The sequence below is a fragment of the Sphingomonas glacialis genome (assembly GCF_006439055.1).
GTDB lineage: Bacteria > Pseudomonadota > Alphaproteobacteria > Sphingomonadales > Sphingomonadaceae > Sphingomonas > Sphingomonas glacialis_A.
The window spans coordinates 581,938-604,871 of sequence record NZ_RCZC01000002.1; the positions used below are offsets into that span (position 1 = coordinate 581,938).

Sequence of the window (22,934 nt, forward strand, 5' to 3'; positions counted from 1 at the left end):
CGTCAAACCCATCGCCGCCACGTGTCGCGTTCCCCGATTTTCAATCGAAGGAGAGTGCAGTGGCAAGCTCGGCAACGGTATTCATTCAGGTCTGGGTCGACATCAACGCGATCCAGAACGGTTCGACGAAAGGCGTCTACGCGGTCGACAATCGGGTCGGCCAGGGCAGCACGGGCGAAGGCTCGACCAGCCTGGCGACGCACGTGACCAACGGTACGACGATCCAATGGAACGTCTACAATATCGATCCGACCAGCACCGTGGTGCCGGCGATCACCGCGATCGGCAACGCCGCCGTGTTCGGCGCCGGTGGCCAGCCGCAGAACGATGGCACCGGCGCCTATGTCGGGCAGGTCCAGCAGACCGGGCAGTCGAGCTACCAGATCACCTTCAATGTCCAGAAGCAGCCGGGCAGCGCGGGGATCACGGTCAACTTCTCGCCGAGCCTGGTGGTGCAGTGATCGCTGCACTCCTCCGCTCGAACCCACTCGAAATCGCAAAGGAATCATCAAGATGATGAACGCATCCAACCTCGTGGTGCTCCAGGCGGCGCTGCTCCAGCCCCAGGCGTCGATCACGATCGCGGTCGATACCGCCTATGTCGCCTCCAAGGGCGGGCAGAACATCTCGAACGGCATCTACATGATGGACAATCAGGTGTCCTATGGCAGCACCGGCGAAGGCACGCTGGAATTGTCCACCGTCGTGCCGGTCGGCTCGCTGATCGGCTTCAACACCGTGCCGATCGACACCAATAGCGGTGACACCGTGATCATTACGGGCTTTACCGTGTCGCAGGGCTCGGTGTTCGGCTCGCAGGGCTATCCGCAACAGCAGCCCCCGATCAACGGAGAGCCGGCCGGCGCCTATTGGATCGGCCAGGCGATCAACGCCGGCAGCCAGACCTATCAGATCCAGATCAAGGTGACGGTCGGTCAGCTGCGGCCGATCTCCTATTACATCAATTGGGACCCCTTCATCACTGCGAAGTGAGGGGTGACGGCTGCGCGTGCCGAACGGCGCGCGCAGCTCCCCGTCGACACGGCATCTCCCCGACAGCGCAACATCCGGCATCCAAAGCTTTGCCTCGGCGCATCTTTCGGCTAGGGCGGCCGCCTTATGGCTAACCAACCCCGTACCTTGTACGAAAAAATCTGGGCCGACCATGTCGTCGAGCAACGCGACGACGGCACCTGCCTGATCTATATCGACCGTCACCTCGTCCACGAAGTGACCAGCCCGCAGGCCTTTTCCGGTCTCCGCGCCAACGGCCGCGCCGTGCGTCGCCCCGACCTCACGCTCGCGGTCCCCGATCATAACCTCCCGACCACCGCGCGCCGCGATGCGGCGGGCCGCCCGCTGCCGATCGCCGATCCCGAAAGCGCGGCGCAGCTCGACGCACTGACGCGCAACACCGCCGATTTCGGCATCGACTATATCGATGCGCTCGCCCCCGCGCAGGGTATCGTCCATGTCGTCGGCCCCGAACAGGGCTTCACGCTGCCGGGCACCACGCTCGTCTGCGGCGACAGCCACACCTCGGCGCACGGTGCACTCGGCGCGCTGGCGTTCGGCATCGGCACCAGCGAGGTCGAGCATGTGCTCGCGACGCAGACGCTGCTGCTCGGCCGGTCGAAGACGATGGAAGTCCGCGTCGACGGCACGCTCGGTTTCGGCGTGTCGGCCAAGGACGTCGCGCTGGCGATCATCGGCAAGCTCGGCGCCGCCGGCGGGACGGGCTACGTCCTCGAATATACCGGCTCGACGATCCGCGAGATGTCGATCGAGGGCCGCCTGACGATCGCCAACATGTCGATCGAGGCCGGCGCGCGTGCCGGCCTCGTCGCGCCCGACGAGACGACCTTCGCCTATTTGAAGGGCCGCCCGATGGCCCCCAAGGGCGCCGATTGGGACGAAGCCGTCGCCTATTGGCGCACGCTGCCGAGCGATCCCGGCGCGGTCTACGACGCCGTCGTCACGATCGACGCCGCCGAGATCGCCCCGCTGCTGACCTGGGGCACCAGCCCTGAGGACGTCGTGCCGATCACCGGCGTCGTCCCCGATCCCGACAGCTTCGCCGATCCCGCCAAGCGCGACGCCGCGCGCAAGTCGCTCGCCTATATGGGCCTCACCGCGGGCACCGCGATGCAGGACGTCGGCGTCGATTACGTCTTCATCGGCAGCTGTACCAACAGCCGCATCGAGGATCTCCGCGCCGCCGCCAAGGTCGCCGACGGCCGCCACGTCGCCGATGGCGTCACTGCGCTCGTCGTGCCGGGCTCGGGGCTGGTCAAGGCACAGGCCGAAGCCGAGGGGCTCGACCACATCTTCATCAGCGCCGGGTTCGAATGGCGCGAGCCGGGTTGCTCGATGTGCCTGGCGATGAACCCCGACAAGGTGCCGCCGGGGCAACGCTGCGCTTCCACTTCCAACCGCAATTTCGTAGGACGCCAGGGACCGGGTGCGCGAACGCATCTGGTTTCGCCGGCAATGGCGGCCGCAGCCGCGGTCACCGGGCGATTGAGCGATGTTCGTAACCTGGTTACGAATTCTTGAGGGGCATAGTATGAAGCGCGTTCTGGTTCTGCTCGTGATGGGCACCATTTTCAGCGGGATGGCCGCCTATGTCGCCGCCGCCAAGACCAACCCCGTCGGCACGCCGTCGGCCCCGACCAAGCGCTAACCGATGCAGCCGGTGACGCACGTTTCGGGCAAGGCCTATCCGTGGGGGCAGAAGAACGTCGACACCGACGTCATCATCCCCGCGCATTGGCTCAAGACGATCACCCGCGAGGGGCTCGGCAAGGGTGCGTTCGAAACGGTGCGCGCGGTCCCCGGCAACATCTTCGACGATCCGCGTTACGCTGGCTCGCCGATGCTGATCGCTGGCGATAATTTCGGCTGCGGGTCGAGCCGCGAGCATGCCGCCTGGGCGCTTGCCGACATGGGCATCCGCGTCGTGCTCGCGCCGAGCTTTTCCGACATCTTCTCGGGCAACGCCTTCAAGAACGGGATCGTCGCGGTCGTGCTGCCGCAGGACGCGATCGACCGCTTGATCGAGGTCGCGCAGGACCAGCCGATCACCGTCGATCTCGAGACGATGACCGTCACCACCCCCTATCAGGATCGCTTCGGCTTCGAACTCGACGCGTTTCGTCGCCAGTGCCTGATGGAAGGGCTGGACGAGATCGGTCTGACACTGGCAAGAGATACCCAGATTTCGAAATACGAAGCCGGGGTAAAAGAACACCGGCCGTGGATGAGCGGAGACCGGGCACATGCGAGCACTTCTGTCGAAAGCGGCGGGCGGACCTGAAACTCTAGTTCTCGACGAGCTGCCCGATCCGGTCGCGGCTGCGGGCCAGGTCGTGGTCGCGGTCAAGGCGTGCGCGATCAACTATCCCGACGTGCTGATCATCGAGGATAAATATCAATTCAAGCCGCAGCGCCCGTTCGCGCCGGGCGGCGAGATCGCCGGCGTGATCGAGAGCATCGGCGAAGGCGTCACCGGCTGGAACGTCGGCGACCGCGTGATCGGCATGACCGGGCATGGCGGGCTCGTCGAGAAGGTCGCGGTGCCCGCCGGCTCGCTCTACCCGCTCCCGCCCGAGCGCGATTTTGCCGAGGGCGCGGCGCTGCTGCTCACCTATGCCACCACCATCCATGCCCTGCTCGACCGCGGGCATCTCGTCGAGGGGCAGAGCCTGCTGGTGCTCGGCGCGGCGGGTGGCGTCGGTTTGGCGGCGATCGAACTCGGCAAGGCGTTCGGCGCGCGCGTCGTCGCGGCGGTGTCGTCCGAGGAAAAGGCGCAGGCCGCGCGCGAGGCAGGCGCCGACGAGACGCTGATCTACGCCCGCGCGCCGTTCGACAAGGACCAGTCCAAGGCGCTCGCCGAACAGTTCAAGGCGCTCGGCGGCAAGGCCGGATACGACGTGATCTACGATCCGGTCGGCGGCGACTATGCCGAGCCCGCATTGCGCTCGATCGGCTGGGAAGGCCGCTACCTCGTCGTCGGCTTCCCCGCGGGCATCCCTAAGCTCCCGCTCAACCTGACGCTGCTCAAGAGTTGCGACGTCTGCGGCGTCTTCTGGGGCGCCTTCGCCGCGCGCGACCCCAAGGCGAACGCCGCGCACATCGCGCGCCTCTTCCAGCTGTGGAAGGACGGCAAGATCGCCCCCCGCGTCACCGAAACCTTCGCGTTCGAAGATGGCGGCAAGGCGATCGCCAAGATGGCCGCCCGCGGCGCGATCGGGAAACTGGTGGTCAAGGTCGCCGACTGAGGCGCCGTCCGTCACCCCGGCCTCGTGCCGGGGTCCACCGGGCCGCATGCGCTTCGTCGGCAGCGCGCGCGGCACGGTGGACCCCGGGACAAGCCCGGGGTGACGACGGATGGAGTGCCGGCCCCAAGCCCTGTAGTTCTCTCTTCTTCTGCTCCGCGTCCTCCGCGCCTCTGCGCGAACCAATCTTCTTTTTTGCGCGCAGAGGCGCTGAGGACGCAGAGAGGTTGCTCTTCGTGTCTTCGCGCCTTCGCGTGAACCAACCTTCTTTTCCACGCGAAGACGCGAAGACGCGAAGACGCGAAAGCGGCTTACGAACTGGCGACGCGCCCCGCCGCCACCCGTCGCTCAGACACCCAAACATAGCCCGCGAACACCACCACCACCGCTGCCATCACCCCAACCCAAACCGGCCCGATCGTCTCCCACAGCAGATAGACGTTGAGCGCCGCGATCACGCTGCAGATCGCGTACCCAACGACCTTCACCCATAGCGGATTGGCATAGTCCCCCATCCGCGCACGGCTGCTCGTCACCATCATCAGCGGGAAGATCGCGAACGGCAGCTGCATCGACAGCACGACCTGCGACACCACCAGCAGCGCGACGGTATCCTTGCCGCCGGTCGCCGAGATCACCACCAGCGCCGGCACGATCGCGATCCCGCGCGTCACCAGCCGGCGGATCCACGGCGCGATGCGGATGCGAAGGAACCCCTCCATCACGATCTGCCCGGCAAGCGTCCCGGTAATCGTGCTCGACTGCCCCGAAGCGAGCAACGCCAGCGCAAACGCCGTCGCCGCCACGCCGCCCAAGGCCGGCCGCAGCAACTCGAACGCCTGCCGCAAATCATCAACGACGATCCCCGAGCGCCAGAATACCGCCGCCGCCAGCACCAGGATCGCCGCATTGACGAAGAACGCCGCCCCCAGCGCAAGCACGGTATCGACCGTATTGAACCACAAGGCCGCCTTGACGTCGCGCTCGCTGCGACCGAACGCCCGCGTCTGGACGATCGAGCTGTGCAGATAGAGATTATGCGGCATGACCGTCGCCCCGAGGATGCCGAGCGCGACCAGCAACGCCGCGGTATTGGGGATCGCCGGCGTGACCGCCCCCAGCGCGACCGCGCTCCAGTCGGGCTTGGCGAGCACGATCGTATAGGCAAAGCACGCCGCGATCGTCGCGATCAGCACCATCACCACCGCCTCGATCTTGCGGAACCCCAGATTGATCAGCAGCAGCAGCAACAGCACGTCGAGACCGGTAACGAGCACGCCCCACACCAACGGCAGCCCCAGCAGCAAATTGAGCGCCACCGCCGACCCGACCACCTCGGCCAGATCGCAGGCGATGATCGCGATCTCGCAGAGCAGCCACAGAGCCACCGCTACCGGCCGCGGATAATACTCACGGCACGACTGCGCGAGGTCGCGCCCGGTGACGATGCCGAGCCGCGCGCAAAGGATCTGCAGGAAGATCGCCATCAGGTTCGACGCGAGGATGACCCACAACAGGGCATAGCCGAACTGGCTCCCCCCCGCGAGATCGGTCCCCCAATTGCCCGGATCCATATAGCCGACCGACACCAGGAACCCCGGCCCGGCAAACCCCAGCCACTGCCGCCAGCCCGCGCGCCGCGCGTCGCCCGTCGCCCACACCTTGAGCGTACGATGCGCCTCAGGCAGCGAAGGCGCCAAATCGTGCTGCGGCGATCGTTCAGGCAAAGTGGCCATCGATGGTCAAAACCCCGGCGTTGACCAACCGGCGGTCGGTCGCGTCTCCCCTGTTCCGTGCCGTTCCAGCGCCGCCCAAGCAAGCGTTTCAGTCACGACAAAAGTGCTTTCGTCGGGCGCGGCGCCTGCGGGCGTTGCGCAAGTCCTGCGGCACGCTTATCTCGGACAGGCTATTTCGACAGGCCCAAGGGGACCGTATATGACCACTTTCGACGATCGCGAGCGCGCTTTCGAGACAAAATATGCCCGCGACGAGGAAGTTGCCTTCCGGATCGTGGCACGCCGAAACCGGTTGCTCGGACAATGGGCCGCGACGCAGATGAAGCTGACCAAGGAAGAATCGGACGCCTATGCCACCGCCGTGGTCCAGGCCGATTTCGAGGAAGCCGGCGACGAGGACGTGATCCGCAAGCTCGTCAGCGACCTGACCGCCGCAGGCGTAGAGATCGACGAGCCGGCGATCCGCCGCGCGATCGAGGAAAAGACCGTCGAGGCGCGTCGCCAGTTGATGGGGTCCGAATAATGCCGATGGCCGCCGACGAGATCGTGTCGTTGATCGTCGCGGGGATTCCCGACGCGCAGGTCGAGATGACCGATCTGGCGGGCGACAACAACCATTGGGCGGCGCGCGTCGTGTCCGAAAGTTTCCGGGGGCTTCCCCGCCTCAAGCAACAGCGCGCCGTCTACGCCGCGCTCGGTGACAAGATGGGGGGCGTGCTCCACGCGCTTCAGCTGACCACCGCAGTCCCAGTCCAGGAGTAAGTATCATGAGCACCGACCCCGACCAGATCCGCATCGCCGAGCTCGTCCAGAAGAGCGACGTCGTCCTGTTCATGAAGGGCAGCCCGCTCTTCCCGCAATGCGGCTTTTCGAGCCGTGCGGTCGCGATCCTTAATCATCTCGGCGCCGAGTTCGACAGCGTCGACGTGCTGCAGGACCAGGGCGTGCGCCAGGGGATCAAGCAATTCTCCGACTGGCCGACGATCCCGCAGCTCTATGTGAAGGGTGAATTCGTCGGCGGCTCGGACATCATGATGGAAATGTACGAGAGCGGCGAGCTCGCCGCGCTGCTGACCGAACAGGGCGTCACCGCCGAGAAGTGAGGATGCCGGGTCGGGCGGGCCGCGCTCTGTAGCGCTGGCCCGCCCTGCTGAAGCGATTACCGCTCGGCATGCACAGAGTGTTGCATCCCGCGTGCCAGTTTCATGAAAGCCCGGTTTCCGGCGGTTTATCTGGTTAACGTCCACAACCGCGATACCGGAGCTGTAAGAACTTCCGACAGATCTGCAGGGAATGCACGGAAGTACCGGATCCGCGGGGGCACGACGGTCACGGTGCCGCCTGCACCGACGGGGTTCGAATCTTCTTCTAAAAGCCCCTCCCCTTCAGGGGAGGGGTTGGGGTGGGGAAGTGACTACTGCCGTCAGTCTCGCTGAGCCTTCCTGGGTGGAGACCCAGGACACCACACGCGTCCCTCAGACCTACCCAAGCCGCCGCACCCCCGCTACAAAATGGGGATGACCACCTCCCCCACCCCCCGCACCGGCGGGCGCATCCTCGTCGATCAACTCGTCGCGCAAGGGTGCGACCGGATCTTCACCGTCCCCGGCGAGAGCTTCCTCGCGGTGCTCGACGCGCTCCACGACACGCCGCAGATCGATCTGGTGGTGTGCCGGCAGGAGGGCGGCGTCGGCTTCATGGCATGCGCCGATGGTGCGCTGGCTGGGCGCCCTGGCGTCGCCTTCGTCACGCGCGGGCCGGGCGCGACCAATGCCTCGATCGGCGTCCATGTCGCGATGCAGGATTCGCAGCCGATGGTGCTGTTCATCGGCGACGTCGACCGCGGTACCAAGGACCGCGAGGCGTTCCAGGAAATCGACTTTCCCGCGATGTTCACGCCGATCGCGAAATGGGCGGCGAAGATCGACGACGCGCGCCGCATCCCCGAATATATCGCGCGGGCGTGGAACGTAGCAATGTCCGGGCGGCCGGGGCCGGTCGTGCTCGCTTTGCCTGAGGACATGCTCCTCGACGAGGTGGTGGCGATCGACCGCCCGCCCGTCGAACGCGTCGTGCAGGCCTGCGATCCGATCCAGATGGGCACGCTCGCCGCAGCGCTGGGCGAGGCCGAGCGTCCGCTCGCGATCATCGGCGGCGCCGGTTGGACCGCCGATGCCGCGCGCGATTTCGCCGCCTGGGCCGAGCGATCGGGCGTCCCCGTCGCTTCGGCCTTCCGCCGCCAGGATGCGATCTCGAACGAATCGCCGGTCTGGGCTGGCAATCTCGGTTATGGTCCCAATCCAGCGCTCGTCGCCCGAATCCGCGAGGCCGATCTGCTGATCGTCGCCGGCCCCCGGCTCGGCGAGGCGACCACCGATGGCTACACGCTGATCACGCCCGATCATCCCGGCCAGCACATCGTCCACATCCACCCCGATCCGAATGAACTCGGCCAGACCTATCGCGCCGATCTGGCGATCTGCGCCGACATGACTTCCTTCGCCGACGCGCTGCTCGCGATCGACATGCCGATGCTCGATTCGGGCGCGGACGCCCATGCCGACTATCGCGCCTGGTCGACGCCCGTCCCGCGCGACGGGGTAACGCTCGACCTCGGCCCCTGCGTCGCCGCGATGCGCGAGCACCTCCCCACCGACAGCATCATCTGCAACGGCGCGGGCAATTACAGCGGCTGGTGGCACCGCTACTGGCGCTATGCCGGCCCCGGCACGCAGCTCGCGCCGACCGCTGGCGCGATGGGCTACGGTGTCCCTGCCGCGACTGCCGCAGCCCTGCGCCATCCCGACCGCACCGTCGTCGCACTCGCCGGCGACGGCTGCTTCCTGATGAACGGCCAGGAACTCGCCACCGCGGTCGCGCATGGCGCGAACATGCTCGTGCTGGTCGTCGACAACAGCACCTACGGCACGATCCGCATGCATCAGGAGCGCGAATTCCCCGATCGCGTCAGCGGCACGGCGCTCTGCAATCCCGATTTCGCCGCGCTCGGCCGCGCCTATGGCTGCTGGGCGGAGACGGTCGAGACCACAGCGCAATTCGCCCCGGCGCTCGCCCGCGCGATGGCCGAGACCGGCGTGCGGCTGCTCCACCTCAAGACCGATATCGAGGCGATCACCGCCGCGACGACGCTGACCGCCATGAAAGCGCGCATGAAAAAGGCCGCCCCGTAACCGGAGCGGCCTTTCCTTACGCTTTACGCAAATGATCCGAAGATCAGATATCGTCGCCGAGCGCGCCCTTGACCTTACCGGCAGTCTGCTGGGCCTTGCCCTTCAGTTCCTGCGCGGCGCCTTCGGCCTGCGTGTCAGGATTGTCGCTGTGCTGCTTGGCCTTGCCAATGGCTTCATTGACGTTGCCTTTGATCTTGTCGACGAACTCGCCCATGATTGTGTCCTTTCAGTGTGCGATGTCGCGAACCGACATCGTCTACTCACACAGGTTCAACGGACTAATCTCGCGCTGGTTCCATGACGTTTGTGTCATTCTGTGGCCGAAACCGTCAGATCAGCCCCGCCAGCGGGCTCGACGGATCGGCATACATCCGCCGCCCCATCCGCCCGGCGCGGTAAGCGAGCCGCCCCGCCTCGACCCCGGCCTTCATCGCCGCCGCCATCATCACCGGGTCCTTTGCTTCCGCGATCGCGGTGTTCATCAGCACGCCGTCGCAGCCGAGCTCCATCGCCTGTGCCGCCTCGGACGCGGTGCCGACTCCGGCATCGACCAGCACCGGCACCTTCGCACCCTCGACGATCAGCCGGATCGTGACGCGGTTCTGGATCCCCAGCCCCGAACCGATCGGCGCGCCCAGCGGCATGATCGCGACCGCACCGACATCCTCGAGCCGCTTCGCCGCGATCGGATCGTCGACGCAATAGACCATCGGCAGGAAGCCTTCCTTGGCGAGAATCTCGGTCGCGCGCAGCGTCTCGACCATGTCGGGATAGAGCGTGCGCGCTTCGCCGAGCACTTCGAGCTTCACCAGATCCCAGCCGCCCGCCTCACGCGCGAGCCGCAGCGTGCGGATCGCCGATTCGGCGTCGAAGCAGCCCGCGGTGTTGGGGAGATAAGTGACCTTCTTGGGATCGATGAAGTCGGTCAGCATCGGCGCATTGCGGTCCGACACATTGACGCGGCGCACCGCGACGGTGACGATCTCGGCGCCCGACGCTTCGAGCGCCGCGGCGTTCTGCGCGAAGTCCTTATACTTGCCCGTGCCGACGATGAGCCGCGACCGGAAGGTCCGCCCCGCGACGGTCCAGGTGTCGGCATCGACCGCGGCGGCATGATCGCCGCCCCCAACGAAATGCACGATCTCGAGCTCGTCGCCATCCTCGACCAGCACCTCGGCCAGCGTCGAGCGCGGCACGACTTCGAGGTTGCGTTCGATCGCGACCTTTTCGGGCATCAGCCCCAAATCCTGCGCCAGCTCGGCGAGCGTCAGCCCGCTGCGCACACGGCGATGCTCGCCATTGACCTGGATGCTGACGGTTCCATCGGTATGCGGCACGTTCGTTCCCCATTCGGGCTGAGCTTGGCGAAGCCCTGTGCTTCCCGCTCGGGAAGAACAGCCCTTCGACAAGCTCGGGGCGAACGGGCTATGGATCTGTCCAACTAGGCCCAGGCCAGGAAGCATTCAACCGCCCACAACCGGAAGTCCCGCGCGATGCCCGAAACCATTTTCGTCCTCAACGGCCCCAACCTCAACCTGCTCGGCACGCGCGAGCCCGCCATTTACGGCCACGAAACGCTCGACGACATCGCCGGCCAACTCGAGGATCGCTCGCGTGAGCTCGGCCTGTCGATCGACCTGCGCCAATCGAATCACGAGGGGCATCTGATCGACTGGCTGCACGAGGCGCAGGCGCTCCCCGCCAAGGCCGTGCTGCTCAACGCCGGCGCCTATACCCACACCTCGATCGCGCTCTACGATGCGATCAAGGCGATCCGCACCCCGGTGATCGAGGTCCATCTGTCGAACCCGCACGCGCGTGAAACCTTTCGTCACATGAGCCGTATCTCCCCCGTAGCGCACGGGACGATCTGCGGTTTCGGCGCGCTTTCCTATATGCTGGCGCTTGAAGCCGCCGCGCGTCTCTGACAGGACGCGCCCCAACAAGGGAGATAAGGGTCGTATGGCCGAAGATACACAGAAGGACGCAATGCGGATCGACGTCGATCTCGTGCGTCAGCTCGCTCAGTTGCTGGACGATACGCAGCTGACCGAGATCGAAGTCGAAGACGGCGGACGGAAAATCCGTATCGCCCGCAAGGCCGCGGCCGTCGCCGGCGCGGTGCAATATGCCCCCGCGCCCGTCGCCAGCGCACCGGCAGCCACCGCGCCCGTCGAGATCGTCGCGTCGCCGGCTGCCGCGTTCAACGCGGTCAAGTCGCCAATGGTCGGCACCGCCTATCTGTCGCCCAACCCCGAGGCGAAGGCATTCGTCAGCGTCGGCGACAAGGTCGCCGCGGGTGACACGCTGCTGATCGTCGAGGCGATGAAGGTGATGAACCCGATCCTCGCGCCGAGCGCAGGCACGGTGAAGGCGGTGCTCGTCGAGAGCGGCCAGCCGGTCGAGTTCGACCAGCCGCTCGTGGTGGTCGAGTAAGCACGTGGCCGAGATCAAGAAGCTGCTGATCGCCAATCGCGGCGAGATCGCGCTGCGAATCCACCGCGCCTGCCACGAAATGGGCATCCAGACCGTCGCGGTGCATTCGACCGCAGATGCCGATGCGATGCACGTGCGACTCGCCGACCAGGCGATCTGCATCGGGCCGCCCTCGGCGACCGAGAGCTATCTCAACATCCCGAACATCATCTCGGCGGCCGAAATCTCGGGCGCCGACGCGATCCATCCGGGCTATGGCTTCCTCTCGGAGAACGCCAAGTTCGCCGAGATCATCGAAGCGCACGGCATCATCTTCGTGGGGCCGAAGCCCGAGCATATCCGCACGATGGGCGACAAGATCGAGGCCAAGCGCACCGCCGGCGCGCTCGGCCTGCCGCTCGTGCCCGGCTCGGCCGGCCCGATCAGCGATCTCGCCGAAGCCAAGGAAATCGCGGCGCAGGCCGGTTACCCGGTGATCATCAAGGCCGCGTCGGGCGGCGGTGGTCGCGGGATGAAGGTCTGCACCTCCGAGGACCAGCTCGAGACGCTGATGCAGCAGGCCGGCAGCGAGGCGAAGGCCGCGTTCGGCGATGCGACGGTCTATCTCGAGAAATATCTCGGCAACCCGCGCCACATCGAATTCCAGGTGTTCGGCGACGGCGAAGGCAATGCGATCCACTTGGGCGAGCGCGACTGCTCGCTCCAGCGCCGTCACCAGAAGGTCCTGGAAGAGGCCCCCTCCCCCGTGCTGGGCGAAGAAGACCGCGCGCGGATGGGCGGCGTTTGTGCGAAGGCGATGGCCGACATGGGCTATCGCGGCGCGGGGACGATCGAATTCCTGTGGGAAAACGGCGAGTTCTATTTCATCGAAATGAACACCCGCCTGCAGGTCGAACATCCCGTCACCGAGGCGATCACCGGGCTCGACCTGGTGCGCGAACAGATCCGCATCGCGGAAGGGCACGGCCTGACGCTCCGCCAGGAAGACGTGCAGTTCCGCGGCCACGCGATCGAATGCCGCATCAACGCCGAGGACCCGCGCACCTTCGCGCCGTCGCCGGGGCTGGTGAAGGCGTATCACGCGCCGGGCGGCATGAACGTCCGCGTCGATAGCGGGCTCTATGCCGGCTACCGCGTCCCGCCTTACTACGATTCGATGGTCGCCAAGCTGATCGTCTATGGCACGACGCGCGCCGGTGCGATCCGCCGCCTGCGCCGTGCGCTCGAGGAAATGGTGATCGACGGCCCGACGACGACGATCCCGCTCCACCAGGCCTTGATCGAGGACCCCGACTTCCAGAAGGGCGACTACACGATCAAGTGGCTCGAGGAATGGCTCGCGCGGCAGGAAAGCTGATCGCACTCCCCCTTGTTATTCCTTGCGAAACCGTAATGATGCGGTGATCGGGGCCATGTCTCGGCGTCGGGGATGACAAGGGGAAGACGGTGCGGACACGCGTCCTCGGTGCAATCGCGGCGGCGATCTTCGCGTCGCTGTTCGTGGTCTTCCTCTACTTTCGCAGCCCCGACACCGATCCGCATGCGATGCGCGCAAAATACGGCGCGGCGCCGTCGCAGTTCGTCGATCTCGGCGGCGGGCTGACCGTGCATCTGCGCGACACCGGGCCCCGCGGCGCGCCGGTGCTTCTGCTGGTCCACGGCTCGAACGCCTCGCTGCAGACCTGGGAGCCTTGGGCGCAGCGGCTACAAGCCCGCTATCGCATCATCCGAATGGATCTGCCCGGCCACGGCCTGACCGGAGCCAGCCCCACCCAGGACTATCGCCCCACCGCTTATGCCGATGTGGTCGAGCGGATCCGTGCGCGGCTGGCGGTCGATCGGATGGTCGTCGTCGGCAATTCGATGGGCGGCGGGGTCGCGTGGCATTATGCGCTGGCGCATCCCGAGCATGTCCACGCGCTCGTCCTGATCGATTCGGTCGGCCAACCCGAACCGGGCGGATCGAACGATGCACCGCTCGCCTTCCGCATCGCGCGCACCCCGATCCTGCGCAACATCGCCGCGATGATCACGCCGCGCAGCCTGATCGCCGACAGCCTGCCGCAGGTGTTCGGGGATCCGCGCCGCGTCGATGCGGCGATGATCGATCGCTATTGGGAGTTGCTGCGCTATCCCGGCAATCGCGTCGCGACGCTCGACCGCTTCGCGCTCCCGCCCGACGTTGCGACCCCGGCGCAGCTCGCCGCGCTGAAGATGCCGGTGCTGATCCTGTGGGGCGCGGCCGATCACCTGATCCCGCTATCCTCGGGCGAATGGCTGCAGCGGCACATCCCGACGAGCAGGCTGATCGTCTATCCCGGGATCGGCCACGTGCCGATGGAGGAACACCCCGACCAAAGCGCCGCCGACCTCGACCGCTTCGTCGCGGGGCTGCGGGAAAAATAGAGATCGATTGATGTGCCCCACGCCGTCACCCCGGCCCTGTCCCGGGGTCCACCGCGACGCGCGTTCTGCTGCTTCCGCACAAGCGGCACGGTGGGCCCCGGACAATGCCCGGGGTGACGAAAAAAGATTGATCCTCCCGAACAGCGGATCACGCCCTGCCTAACCGATTCGGCTTTCGCCCCTAACGCCCTAAACTCGCCCCGATCGCTCCGGAGCCGCCATGACCATGCTCAAAGACCTGCGCCCTGCCCTCTCCGCGCTTATCGTCGGCCGACGGCAGATGAGAGAGTGGCAAGTAAAGCCCCAAACACGGTTCCTAGAAAGGAAAACGCGAACCAAACCGCCAACATCACGACGAGAAATCCGACGTTCATTCGATGATGCGCGGCCAAATCCGCACTTTTGACGCAATAGAAAGCGTAGATGGCCGCGCTGCTCGCGAAAGCCCAACTTACCGCTCCAACCGTCGCGCACCACTCGCGAGAGCGCTTGAAAACACGGTTGAGGCCAAAGGCGGTCAACCAGCAGCCGACCGACCCGATCACCGTCCAGCCCAGGAAATAGAGTGTCATCGTGTCCGGCATGACCTGCAAGCTACATCTGTTGCAACCATTGCTCGACCCCTAACCGCTTGGCCTCCCCCGCCCCGCCCCCTAAGCTCCCCCCGACCGCCCCGGAGCCGCCATGACCCTCATCGAAAACCTCCGCACCCTCACCCCCTCGCAACGCAATTCGATCTGGGCGAGCTATCTCGGCTGGACGCTCGACGCGTTCGATTTCTTCCTGCTCGTCTTCATGCTCTCGGCGATCGCCACCGAGTTCGGCACCGACGTCAAACACGTCGCCGAGGCGACCTTCCTCACGCTCGCCGCACGGCCGTTCGGCGCGTTCTTCTTCGGCTGGCTCGCCGACCGGGTCGGGCGGCGGCCGATCATGATGATCGTCATCCTGCTCTTCTCGCTCTTCTCGCTCGCCTCGGCCTTCGCCACCTCGTTGACGATGCTGCTGATCATCCGCGCGGCGTTCGGCTTCGCGATGGGCGGCGAGTGGGGGATCGGCGCGAGCCTCGTCATGGAATCGATCCCGGCCAAGCTGCGCGGCCCCGTATCGGGGCTGCTCCAGTCGGGCTATCCCTCGGGCTATTTCCTCGCCAGCCTCGTCTATTTCCTGCTGTTCGACCAGATCGGCTGGCGCGGCATGTTCGTCGTCGGGATCGCGCCGGCGATCCTCGTCTTCATCATCCGCTCGCACGTCGATGAAAGCCCCGCGTTCGAAGCGCGCAAGGACGAGGCCAAGCCCAATCCGTTCGTCGAGCTCGCACGCCATTGGAAGATCGCGCTGTATCTCGTTGTATTAATGACCGCGTTCAACTTCTTCAGCCACGGCACGCAGGATCTCTACCCGACCTTCCTGCGCGAACAGCACAAGTTCGACACGCGCACGATCGGCACGCTCACCGCGATCATGAACGTCGGCGCGATCGTCGGCGGGCTCGGCTTCGGCATCTGGTCCGAGACGATCGGCCGCAAGCGCGCGATCATCATCGCCAGCCTGCTCATCCTGCCGGTAATCCCGCTCTGGGCGTTCGCGCAGACGCCGCTGCTGCTCGGACTCGGCGCGTTCCTCGTCCAGGTCGCGGTGCAGGGCGCATGGGGGATCGTGCCGGTGCATCTGAACGAGCTGTCGCCGGCGCTGGTGCGCGGGATGTTCCCGGGGTTCGCCTATCAGCTTGGCAATCTCATCGCCTCGCGTAACGGGCCATTCCAGGCGGGAATCGCCGAGGCACATGGCGGCAATTACGGGTACGCGATGGCGCTCGTCGCCGGGGTCACCGCGCTCGTGCTGGTCGTGTGGACCTGGCTAGGCCCCGAACGCCGCGACGTGGATTTCGTGGCGGAGGCGAAGGCGTAATCCTAAATCCTCCCTCGCGCAGCGGGGGGGGAGGGGGACCCTGAGCATTCAGCGAAGGGTGGAGGGGGCCGCGCCGCAAGCGGAGCGCCCGCGGCTCCCCCCTCCACCACCAGCCTGAAGAAGGCTGGCGGTCCCCCTCCCCCGGTTCCCGGGGGAGGATTTAAAAGTGCTGTCCTACACGCCGCTGCTCTTTCATCTTCCAGACGGTTGCTGTTCAACGTCGCCGCAGGCCGAAGCGCAGGCCATTCCCGCCACGATGGTGCGACTTTCGCGTGACTTTCCGGCAAACCGCCGCGCCACGCGCAAAGATGACGCGACAAGGGTGACGGACGCGCAACCGCCCGCTAAAGGCACACACCATGAGCCAGATCACCCCCGAGATCGTTGCCCAGCACGGGCTGTCCGTTGAAGAATATGAGCGCGTGCTCGTCGCGATGGGGCGCGAGCCGAATCTCACCGAGCTCGGCATCTTCTCGGTGATGTGGTCCGAGCATTGCTCGTACAAATCCAGCCGTATCCACCTCAAGAAGCTCCCCACCACCGGCCCGCAAGTGATCTGCGGCCCCGGCGAGAATGCCGGCGTCATCGACATCGGCGACGGCCAGGCGGCGATCTTCAAGATGGAGAGCCACAACCATCCGTCCTACATCGAGCCCTATCAGGGCGCGGCGACCGGCGTCGGCGGCATCCTGCGCGACGTGTTCACGATGGGCGCCCGCCCGATCGCCAATCTCAACGCCTTGCGCTTCGGGCGGCCCGATCATCCTAAGATGCGCCACCTGATCGCGGGCGTTGTCCACGGCATCGGCGGGTACGGCAATTGCGTCGGCGTCCCCACTGTCGGCGGCGAGGTCAATTTCCACCCGGCGTATGACGGCAACATCCTCGTCAACGCGATGACCGTCGGCGTCGCCGAGCAGAACAAGATCTTCTATTCGGCCGCGAGCGGAATCGGCAATTCGATCGTCTATGTCGGCTCGAAGACCGGCCGCGACGGCATCCACGGCGCGACGATGGCCTCGGCCGATTTCGGCGAGGATTCCGAATCGAAGCGCCCGACCGTCCAGGTCGGCGATCCCTTCACCGAGAAGCTGCTGATCGAGGCCTGCCTCGAACTGATGGCCTCGGACGCGATCGTGGCGATCCAGGACATGGGCGCCGCCGGCCTCACCTCCTCGGCGGTCGAGATGGCGAGCAAGGGCGGCGTCGGGATCGAGCTCGACATGAACGCCGTGCCGCAGCGCGAGACCGGCATGACGCCGTACGAGATGATGCTGAGCGAGAGCCAGGAGCGCATGCTCATGGTGCTCAAGCCCGGCCGCGAGGATTTCGCCGAAGCGATCTTCAAGAAGTGGGAACTCGATTTCGCGGTGATCGGCAAGGTCACCGAGACCGGCCACATGGTGCTGAAGTTCAACGGCGAGACGGTCTGCGACATCCCGCTCGCCCCGCTCGCCGACGAAGCCCCGCTCTACGATCGCCCAGCCGCGTCGAAGGAAGAATATCAGGCCTGGGCCAAGGTCCCGCCGCTCGGCGCCACGCCCGAGGCGAGCGACATCGCCGCCGACCTGCTCAAGCTGATGGCCTCGCCCGATATCGCCTCGCGCCGCTGGATCTGGGAGCAGTACGACACCCAGGTCGGCGCCGACACCGTCCAGCGCCCCGGCGGCGACGCCGCGGTGGTCCGCGTCCACGGCACCCAGAAGGGCCTCGCGATGAGCACCGACTGCACGCCGCGCTATTGCTATGCCGACCCGTATGAGGGCGGCAAGCAGGCGATCGCCGAATGCTATCGCAACCTCTCCGCGGTCGGCGCGACCCCGCTCGCGGTCACCAACTGCCTCAACTTCGCCAACCCGCAGCGCCCCGAGATCATGGCGCAGCTCACCGGCTGCCTCGACGGCATGGGCGATGCGTGCCGCGCGCTCGACTTCCCGATCGTCTCGGGCAACGTCTCGCTCTACAATGAGAGCAAGGCGACCGGCGGTGGTTCGGCGATCCTGCCGACCCCCGCGATCGGCGGCGTCGGCCTGCTCGCCGACTGGTCCAAGTCTGCGACGATCGCCTTCAAGGGCACCGGCGACGTCATCGTCCTGATCGGCGACCGCCGCGGGCATCTCGGCCAGTCGCTGTGGCTGCGCGAAGTCCATGGCCGCGAGGAAGGCCCGCCCCCGCCGGTCGATCTCGAAGCCGAGCGCCGCAACGGTGAGTTCGTGCGCGCGCACATCGCCACCGGCGCGCTGACCGCAGTGCACGACGTGTCCGACGGCGGCGTCGCGGTGACGATCGCCGAGATGGCGCTCGCCGGCAATGTCGGCGCGATGCTCCACGCGCCGCTGCCGTGCGGCGTGGCGTGCTCGCTGTTCGGCGAGGATCAGGGCCTCTACGTCGCGACGATCGCCGACCACCTGCTGCTCGAGACGCTGACCGCGGCCGATGCCGCCGGGGTCGAGATCGAGCGGATCGGCCGCACCATCGCCAACCGGCTGATCTTCGAACTGCCCGACGACGACCATGTTGTCACGCTCGACGCGCTGCGGACGGCGCATGAAGGCTTCTTCCCCGCGCTGATGGGCGACGCCGCCGCGCTGGTCGCCTGATCGGGGGCGGCCGCTGCGGCCGCCCCTCACCCGGCGTGGATGATCGAGACGATGGTCCCCGGGCCGGCGTCGGCGGTCGCGACCTTGGCCCCGAGCTTTTTCGCGAGCGCGTCGACGATCGTCGTGCCGAGCCCGCTGCTCGTCGGGTCGGTGACGCCCGGCATGCCGATGCCGTCGTCGCGCACCGACAATGTCCAGTCAGCGCCGTCTGCAACATACGCCACCGTGATCGTCCCGCCGCGTGGCTCGGGAAAGGCGTGCTTCAGCGCGTTGATCACGAGTTCGGTGACGATCAGCCCGAGACTGACCGAGACCTCGGCCGCGGTCTTGCTGTCGTCGACCTCGACCGAGATCGCGATATGCGCGTGATCGCGGATCATTGAAGCGCCGATGCTGCGGCACAGATCGCCGAGATAGCCACGCAACCCGACCTCCTCGTCGCCCGCGACGGCCAGCTGGCGTTGCAGCGCGGCGATCGACATCACCCGGCTATGCGCATCACGGAGGTGCGTGCGGCTTTCGTCCGAACCGACCCGCTTGGCGCTTTGCAGCAGGACGCTGGCGATGATCTGCAGGCTGTTGGCGATGCGGTGCTGCAGCTCCTTGAGCAGCACCGCCTTGTCGCGCACCAGATCATCTTTGACCTGTTCGGCGATCCGCGCGTCGGTGACGTCGGCGATCGCAAGCAGGACGCGGACATTCGCCGGATCGGCATAATCGAGCTTGCGCGCCTTGAGCACAAGATCGCGCCGCGCGACCCCGACGCGAACGAGCGCCATCTCATAGGCATCGACCTGTGCCGTCCCGTCCGCGGTGGCGGCAAGCAACGCGGCCAGCTGCGGCACGTCCCATTCCCCGTCGCCAACGTCCTTGAGCGCATGCTGCGCGGCCGCCGCGGGATCGATCGCGAACGCCGCGCAGAACGAATCGCTCGCCACCAGGATCGTCGCATGCGCGTCGAGCAGCAGCAGCGGGGTGTCGGACGAAGCGATGACCGCACGCATCAGGCTGTCGGCCGCAGCCGTGTCGATGGAAGCTGCGGTGGGCATCAGGATCCCCTTTCTGGGGACCGGAGACTCGCGAAGCGAAAGCCATACCCGGACGGGGACGCGCCGGCAGCGCCGGAACGTCCACCCCATGCGGCGTAGCATGGACGCTCCGGCTTGCCTAACCGCCGGTCGCTGCGGGAACTACGCCATTGCGCCTTCGGGCAACGACTGCCCGTCCCGCATTTCGCTACGGCTCAGGCGGGTTTCGCCTCGCCCAGATGGTGCCACGCGACGACGGTCTGCCGCTGCGTTCCGAGCCCGGTGATGCCCAGCTCCATCACATCGCCGGCCTTCAGATAGATCGCCTCGGGCTTCTTGCCCTCGCCCACGCCCGGCGGGGTCCCGGTGATCAGCAGGTCGCCCGGGTAGAGCGTCACATATTCGCTGACATAGGAAATCAGCTGCTTGAGCGTGAAGATCATCGTCTTGGTGTTGCCGGTCTGCATCCGCGTTCCGTTGACGTCGAGCTGCATGTCAAGCGCCTGCGGATCGCCGACCTCGTCGGGAGTGACGAGCCATGGGCCGACCGGGCAGAAGGTGTCGTGCCCCTTCCCCTTCGACCATTGGCTGCCGCGCTGCTTCTGATTGAAGCGTTCGGACACGTCGTTGACGAGGACATAGCCGGCGATCGTGTCGAGCGCTTCATCCTCGGAGACGTAGCGGCACGTCTTGCCGATGATCACGCCGAGCTCGACCTCCCAGTCGCTATGCGTCGACCCTTGCGGCAGGACGACATCGTCGTTGGGCGCGTTGAGGCTCGACAGCGCCTTCATGAACATCACCGGCTCGGTCGGGATCGGCAGGTTCGATTCGATCGCATGGTCGCGATAGTTCAGCCCGACCGCGACGATCTTGCCGACGCCCGCGATCGGCACGCCGTAGCGCGGCGTCCCCTCCACCACCGGCAGCGCGGCGGGGTCGGCGGCGAGCGCCTGCGGCAGCGTCGCGACCGTCAGTTCGGCGATGACGCCCGACAGATCGCGGATCGCGCCGTCGGTGTCGACGATGCCGGGCTTTTCCTCGCCGGGCTGGCCATAGCGGCAGAACTTCATGAGCGGGCCTTTCGAACGGAATAGAAGAGGGCAACGTCGCGCCTGCACTTCCCTGGGGAAAGGCGCTGCGTTCGAATTATCGGATAAATCCGTACGGGCCGAGACCCGCCTCGTCAAACGCCAGCATCTGATCTGGTCGAAGGCTGCGTCAGGCCGTACCGGAAACAAGCGCGAGTGGTTTCGTTATGCGCCCGTCTTCCCACCGCTCGACAGGACATACGCAATGCAGACCCGCAAACTCGGCCAGCACGGCCTCGAAGTCTCGGCGCTGGGGCTCGGCTGCATGGGCATGTCCGATTTCTACGGCAGCCGCGACGAGGCCGAATCGGTCGCCACGATCAACCGCGCGCTCGATCTCGGCGTCACCTTCCTCGACACCGCCGACATGTACGGCGTCGGCGCGAACGAGGAACTGGTCGGCCGCGTTGTGCGAACGCGCCGCGAATGGGTCGTCGTCGCGACCAAGTTCGGGAATGTTCGCGGCGCCGACGGCAGCCATCGCGGGATCAATGGGCATCCCGATTATGTCCGCTCGGCATGCGATGCGAGCCTCAACCGGCTCGGGCTCGATGTAATCGACCTCTATTATCAGCACCGCGTCGATCCTGCCGTACCGATCGAGGATACCGTCGGCGCGATGAGCGACCTCGTGGCGGCCGGCAAGGTCCGCTATCTCGGCCTTTCCGAAGCGGCGCCCGAGACGATCCGGCGCGCGCATGCGGTCCATCCGATCTCGGCATTGCAGACCGAATATTCGCTATGGAGCCGCGATGTCGAGGCCGAGATCCTGCCGACGGTGCGCGAGCTCGGGATCGGCTTCGTGCCGTACAGCCCGCTCGGCCGCGGCTTCCTGACCGGACAGTTCGCGCGCCCCGAGGATCTCGTCGACGGCGACAGCCGCCGCGCGCATCCGCGCTTTCAGGGCGATGCGTTCGCGAAGAATCTTGAGCTCGTTACGGCGATCAAGACGATGGCGGCGGACAAGGGCTGCACCCCGGCACAGCTCGCGCTCGCCTGGGTCCTGGCGCAAGGCACGGACGTGGTGCCGATTCCGGGGACAAAGCGCCGCACCTATCTCGAGGACAATCTCGGCGCGGTCGATGTGATGCTCGACGCGGCCGATCTGGCGCGGATCGACGCGGTGCTCCCGCCGGGCAGCGCGGTGGGGCAGCGCTACCCCGAAGCATCGATGGCGACGGTCGACCGATGAGCGACGCTCGCCCACCGCTGTGCGTCGCGATCGGCACCTATCGCGGCGGCGGCGGCGCTGGGGTCGCGGCGCTGTGCCGACGCGAAGATGGAAGCTGGCAGCTCGGCGAATCCTATGCCGATGCGCCCAACGCCTCGTTCAGCGTCTATGGGACGCGCCACGGGCTGCATTACATCGTCGATGAGGCGGAAGCGGGGCGCGTCGGCGTCCATCGCCATGCCGACCAGCGCTGGTCGAAGCTCGCGTCGGTCGAAGTCGAGGGTGCCGCGCCATGCCACATCGCGCTCGATCCGACCGAGACGCTGCTGGCGGTGGCCAACTATGCCAGCGGCAGCGTCTCGCTGCTACGGCTCGACCCCGATACCGGCCTGCCCGCGGGCGCCGTTCAGGTCAGCGCCAATCACGGTTCGGGGCCCAACCCGGCGCGGCAGGAAGCGCCGCACGCGCATTGGGTCGGGTTCAGCCAAGACGGTCGCTGGCTCTACCAGACCGATCTCGGCACCGACGAGATCCTCGCCTTCGCGATCGATCCGGCGGGCACGCTGCAACCGCCGCAGCGCGCCTACCGCGCCGCACCCGGCTCGGGGCCGCGCCATCTGCTGCTCCACCCAAGGCTCGCGCACTGCGCCTATCTCATCGGCGAGCTCGACAATCGGCTGAGCGTGCTCGATCGCAACGACGCCAGCTTCACGCTGCGCGACAGCATCTCGACGCTCCCCGAAGGCTGGCACGGCGAGTCGATCCTCGCGCACGTCGCGATCAACCAAGCGTGCGACCGGCTCTACGTCTCCAATCGCGGGCATGACAGTATCGCCGTGTTCTCGCTCGACGATCGCGGTCTCCCGACATTGCTCGGCCACACCGCGACCGGCGGCGCCTCGCCGCGCCACTTCCTGCTGCTCGAGGCGGCACGCTGCGGGATCGTCGCGCATGAGAAAGCGCAGACCGTGACGACGCTCGCGATCGAGCCGGACGGGCGTCTTAAGCCGACCGGCGTGTCGATCGCGGTTCCGGGCGCGGCTTACGCCTTCTGCCCAGACCCGGCCGGCTAGCCGACGCGCCCGCG

23 protein-coding genes are annotated in these 22,934 nt (G+C 66.5%); 17 read left to right on the forward strand and 6 right to left on the reverse strand.

Annotation, left to right across the window (positions count from 1 at the left end; translation table 11 throughout):
• The first annotated feature begins 59 nt into the window (after positions 1-59).
• From EAH76_RS06560 to EAH76_RS06580, 5 genes are all read left to right on the forward strand, one after another.
• On the forward strand, positions 60-461 hold the full coding sequence (locus EAH76_RS06560) for a hypothetical protein (protein ID WP_140849327.1): 402 nt from the start codon (positions 60-62) through the stop codon (positions 459-461).
• Between the two features lie 52 nt (positions 462-513).
• Positions 514-993: an AidA/PixA family protein gene (locus EAH76_RS06565; RefSeq protein WP_140849329.1), complete on the forward strand. Its 480-nt coding sequence runs from the start codon at positions 514-516 to the stop codon at positions 991-993.
• A gap of 126 nt (positions 994-1,119) precedes the next feature.
• Positions 1,120-2,556 carry a 3-isopropylmalate dehydratase large subunit gene (gene leuC, locus EAH76_RS06570; RefSeq protein WP_140849331.1) on the forward strand — a complete coding sequence of 479 codons (1,437 nt, stop codon included), beginning with the start codon at positions 1,120-1,122 and terminating at the stop codon, positions 2,554-2,556.
• Between the two features lie 130 nt (positions 2,557-2,686).
• Positions 2,687-3,316 carry a 3-isopropylmalate dehydratase small subunit gene (gene leuD / locus EAH76_RS06575; RefSeq protein ID WP_140849333.1) on the forward strand — a complete coding sequence of 210 codons (630 nt, stop codon included), beginning with the start codon at positions 2,687-2,689 and terminating at the stop codon, positions 3,314-3,316.
• Positions 3,279-4,280, forward strand: a complete 1,002-nt coding sequence (locus EAH76_RS06580; protein WP_140849335.1) for an NADPH:quinone oxidoreductase family protein — start codon at positions 3,279-3,281, stop codon at positions 4,278-4,280. The genes leuD and EAH76_RS06580 overlap by 38 nt, the downstream gene beginning before the upstream one ends.
• 308 nt (positions 4,281-4,588) lie before the next feature.
• On the opposite strand, the gene EAH76_RS06585 is transcribed toward EAH76_RS06580, so the two are convergent.
• Complete coding sequence (locus EAH76_RS06585) at positions 4,589-6,013, reverse strand: Nramp family divalent metal transporter (protein WP_140849337.1); 1,425 nt, start codon at positions 6,011-6,013, stop codon at positions 4,589-4,591.
• Between the two features lie 199 nt (positions 6,014-6,212).
• On the opposite strand from EAH76_RS06585, the gene EAH76_RS06590 reads away from it, so the two are divergent.
• From EAH76_RS06590 to EAH76_RS06605, 4 genes are all read left to right on the forward strand, one after another.
• Positions 6,213-6,536, forward strand: coding sequence for a DUF1476 domain-containing protein (locus EAH76_RS06590; protein WP_140849339.1), 324 nt, complete (start codon positions 6,213-6,215; stop codon positions 6,534-6,536).
• Complete coding sequence (locus tag EAH76_RS06595; protein ID WP_133188702.1) at positions 6,536-6,775, forward strand: BolA/IbaG family iron-sulfur metabolism protein; 240 nt, start codon at positions 6,536-6,538, stop codon at positions 6,773-6,775. Before EAH76_RS06590 ends, EAH76_RS06595 begins: the two co-directional genes overlap by 1 nt.
• Positions 6,776-6,780: 5 nt before the next feature.
• Positions 6,781-7,116, forward strand: a complete 336-nt coding sequence (gene grxD / locus EAH76_RS06600; protein WP_140849341.1) for a Grx4 family monothiol glutaredoxin — start codon at positions 6,781-6,783, stop codon at positions 7,114-7,116.
• Between the two features lie 414 nt (positions 7,117-7,530).
• Entirely contained in the window at positions 7,531-9,204 is a 1,674-nt protein-coding gene (locus EAH76_RS06605) for a thiamine pyrophosphate-binding protein (protein WP_140849343.1), read from the forward strand.
• 43 nt (positions 9,205-9,247) lie between these two features.
• Here EAH76_RS06605 and EAH76_RS06610 read toward each other — a convergent pair whose 3' ends face one another.
• Together EAH76_RS06610 and thiS are read right to left on the reverse strand one after the other, a co-directional pair.
• Positions 9,248-9,418 (reverse strand): CsbD family protein, encoded by a 171-nt coding sequence (locus EAH76_RS06610; RefSeq protein WP_010187197.1) that lies wholly within the window; start codon positions 9,416-9,418, stop codon positions 9,248-9,250.
• 115 nt (positions 9,419-9,533) lie between these two features.
• A complete protein-coding gene (thiS, locus tag EAH76_RS06615) occupies positions 9,534-10,541 on the reverse strand; it encodes a sulfur carrier protein ThiS (RefSeq protein WP_140849346.1) in 1,008 nt (335 codons plus the stop codon).
• A gap of 156 nt (positions 10,542-10,697) precedes the next feature.
• On the opposite strand from thiS, the gene aroQ reads away from it, so the two are divergent.
• The 4 genes from aroQ (at position 10,698) to EAH76_RS06635 (ending at position 14,046) form a co-directional block, all read left to right on the forward strand.
• Positions 10,698-11,132, forward strand: a complete 435-nt coding sequence (gene aroQ, locus EAH76_RS06620) for a type II 3-dehydroquinate dehydratase (protein WP_140849348.1) — start codon at positions 10,698-10,700, stop codon at positions 11,130-11,132.
• A gap of 34 nt (positions 11,133-11,166) precedes the next feature.
• Positions 11,167-11,640 (forward strand): acetyl-CoA carboxylase biotin carboxyl carrier protein, encoded by a 474-nt coding sequence (accB, locus tag EAH76_RS06625; protein WP_140849350.1) that lies wholly within the window; start codon positions 11,167-11,169, stop codon positions 11,638-11,640.
• Between the two features lie 4 nt (positions 11,641-11,644).
• Positions 11,645-12,997, forward strand: coding sequence for an acetyl-CoA carboxylase biotin carboxylase subunit (gene accC, locus EAH76_RS06630; protein ID WP_140849352.1), 1,353 nt, complete (start codon positions 11,645-11,647; stop codon positions 12,995-12,997).
• An 89-nt stretch (positions 12,998-13,086) separates the two neighbouring features.
• Positions 13,087-14,046 (forward strand): alpha/beta fold hydrolase, encoded by a 960-nt coding sequence (locus EAH76_RS06635; protein WP_140849354.1) that lies wholly within the window; start codon positions 13,087-13,089, stop codon positions 14,044-14,046.
• A gap of 260 nt (positions 14,047-14,306) precedes the next feature.
• Here the strand turns inward: EAH76_RS06635 and EAH76_RS06640 are convergent, their stop codons facing one another.
• Positions 14,307-14,630, reverse strand: coding sequence for a hypothetical protein (locus tag EAH76_RS06640; protein WP_140849356.1), 324 nt, complete (start codon positions 14,628-14,630; stop codon positions 14,307-14,309).
• 100 nt (positions 14,631-14,730) lie between these two features.
• Here EAH76_RS06640 and EAH76_RS06645 point away from each other — a divergent pair, with 100 nt between their 5' ends.
• Both EAH76_RS06645 and purL read left to right on the forward strand, forming a co-directional pair.
• Positions 14,731-15,957, forward strand: a complete 1,227-nt coding sequence (locus EAH76_RS06645; RefSeq protein WP_140849358.1) for an MFS transporter — start codon at positions 14,731-14,733, stop codon at positions 15,955-15,957.
• Positions 15,958-16,316: 359 nt separating this feature from the next.
• Positions 16,317-18,557, forward strand: coding sequence for a phosphoribosylformylglycinamidine synthase subunit PurL (gene purL, locus EAH76_RS06650; protein WP_140849360.1), 2,241 nt, complete (start codon positions 16,317-16,319; stop codon positions 18,555-18,557).
• A gap of 26 nt (positions 18,558-18,583) precedes the next feature.
• Here purL and EAH76_RS06655 read toward each other — a convergent pair whose 3' ends face one another.
• Both EAH76_RS06655 and EAH76_RS06660 read right to left on the reverse strand, forming a co-directional pair.
• Positions 18,584-19,606, reverse strand: a complete 1,023-nt coding sequence (locus tag EAH76_RS06655) for a sensor histidine kinase (RefSeq protein ID WP_140849362.1) — start codon at positions 19,604-19,606, stop codon at positions 18,584-18,586.
• A 194-nt stretch (positions 19,607-19,800) separates the two neighbouring features.
• Positions 19,801-20,658 (reverse strand): fumarylacetoacetate hydrolase family protein, encoded by an 858-nt coding sequence (locus EAH76_RS06660; RefSeq protein ID WP_140849364.1) that lies wholly within the window; start codon positions 20,656-20,658, stop codon positions 19,801-19,803.
• Positions 20,659-20,881: 223 nt separating this feature from the next.
• On the opposite strand from EAH76_RS06660, the gene EAH76_RS06665 reads away from it, so the two are divergent.
• Positions 20,882-21,868: an aldo/keto reductase gene (locus EAH76_RS06665; protein ID WP_140849366.1), complete on the forward strand. Its 987-nt coding sequence runs from the start codon at positions 20,882-20,884 to the stop codon at positions 21,866-21,868.
• Positions 21,865-22,920, forward strand: a complete 1,056-nt coding sequence (locus EAH76_RS06670; RefSeq protein WP_140849368.1) for a lactonase family protein — start codon at positions 21,865-21,867, stop codon at positions 22,918-22,920. The genes EAH76_RS06665 and EAH76_RS06670 overlap by 4 nt, the downstream gene beginning before the upstream one ends.
• The last annotated feature ends 14 nt before the right edge of the window (positions 22,921-22,934 follow it).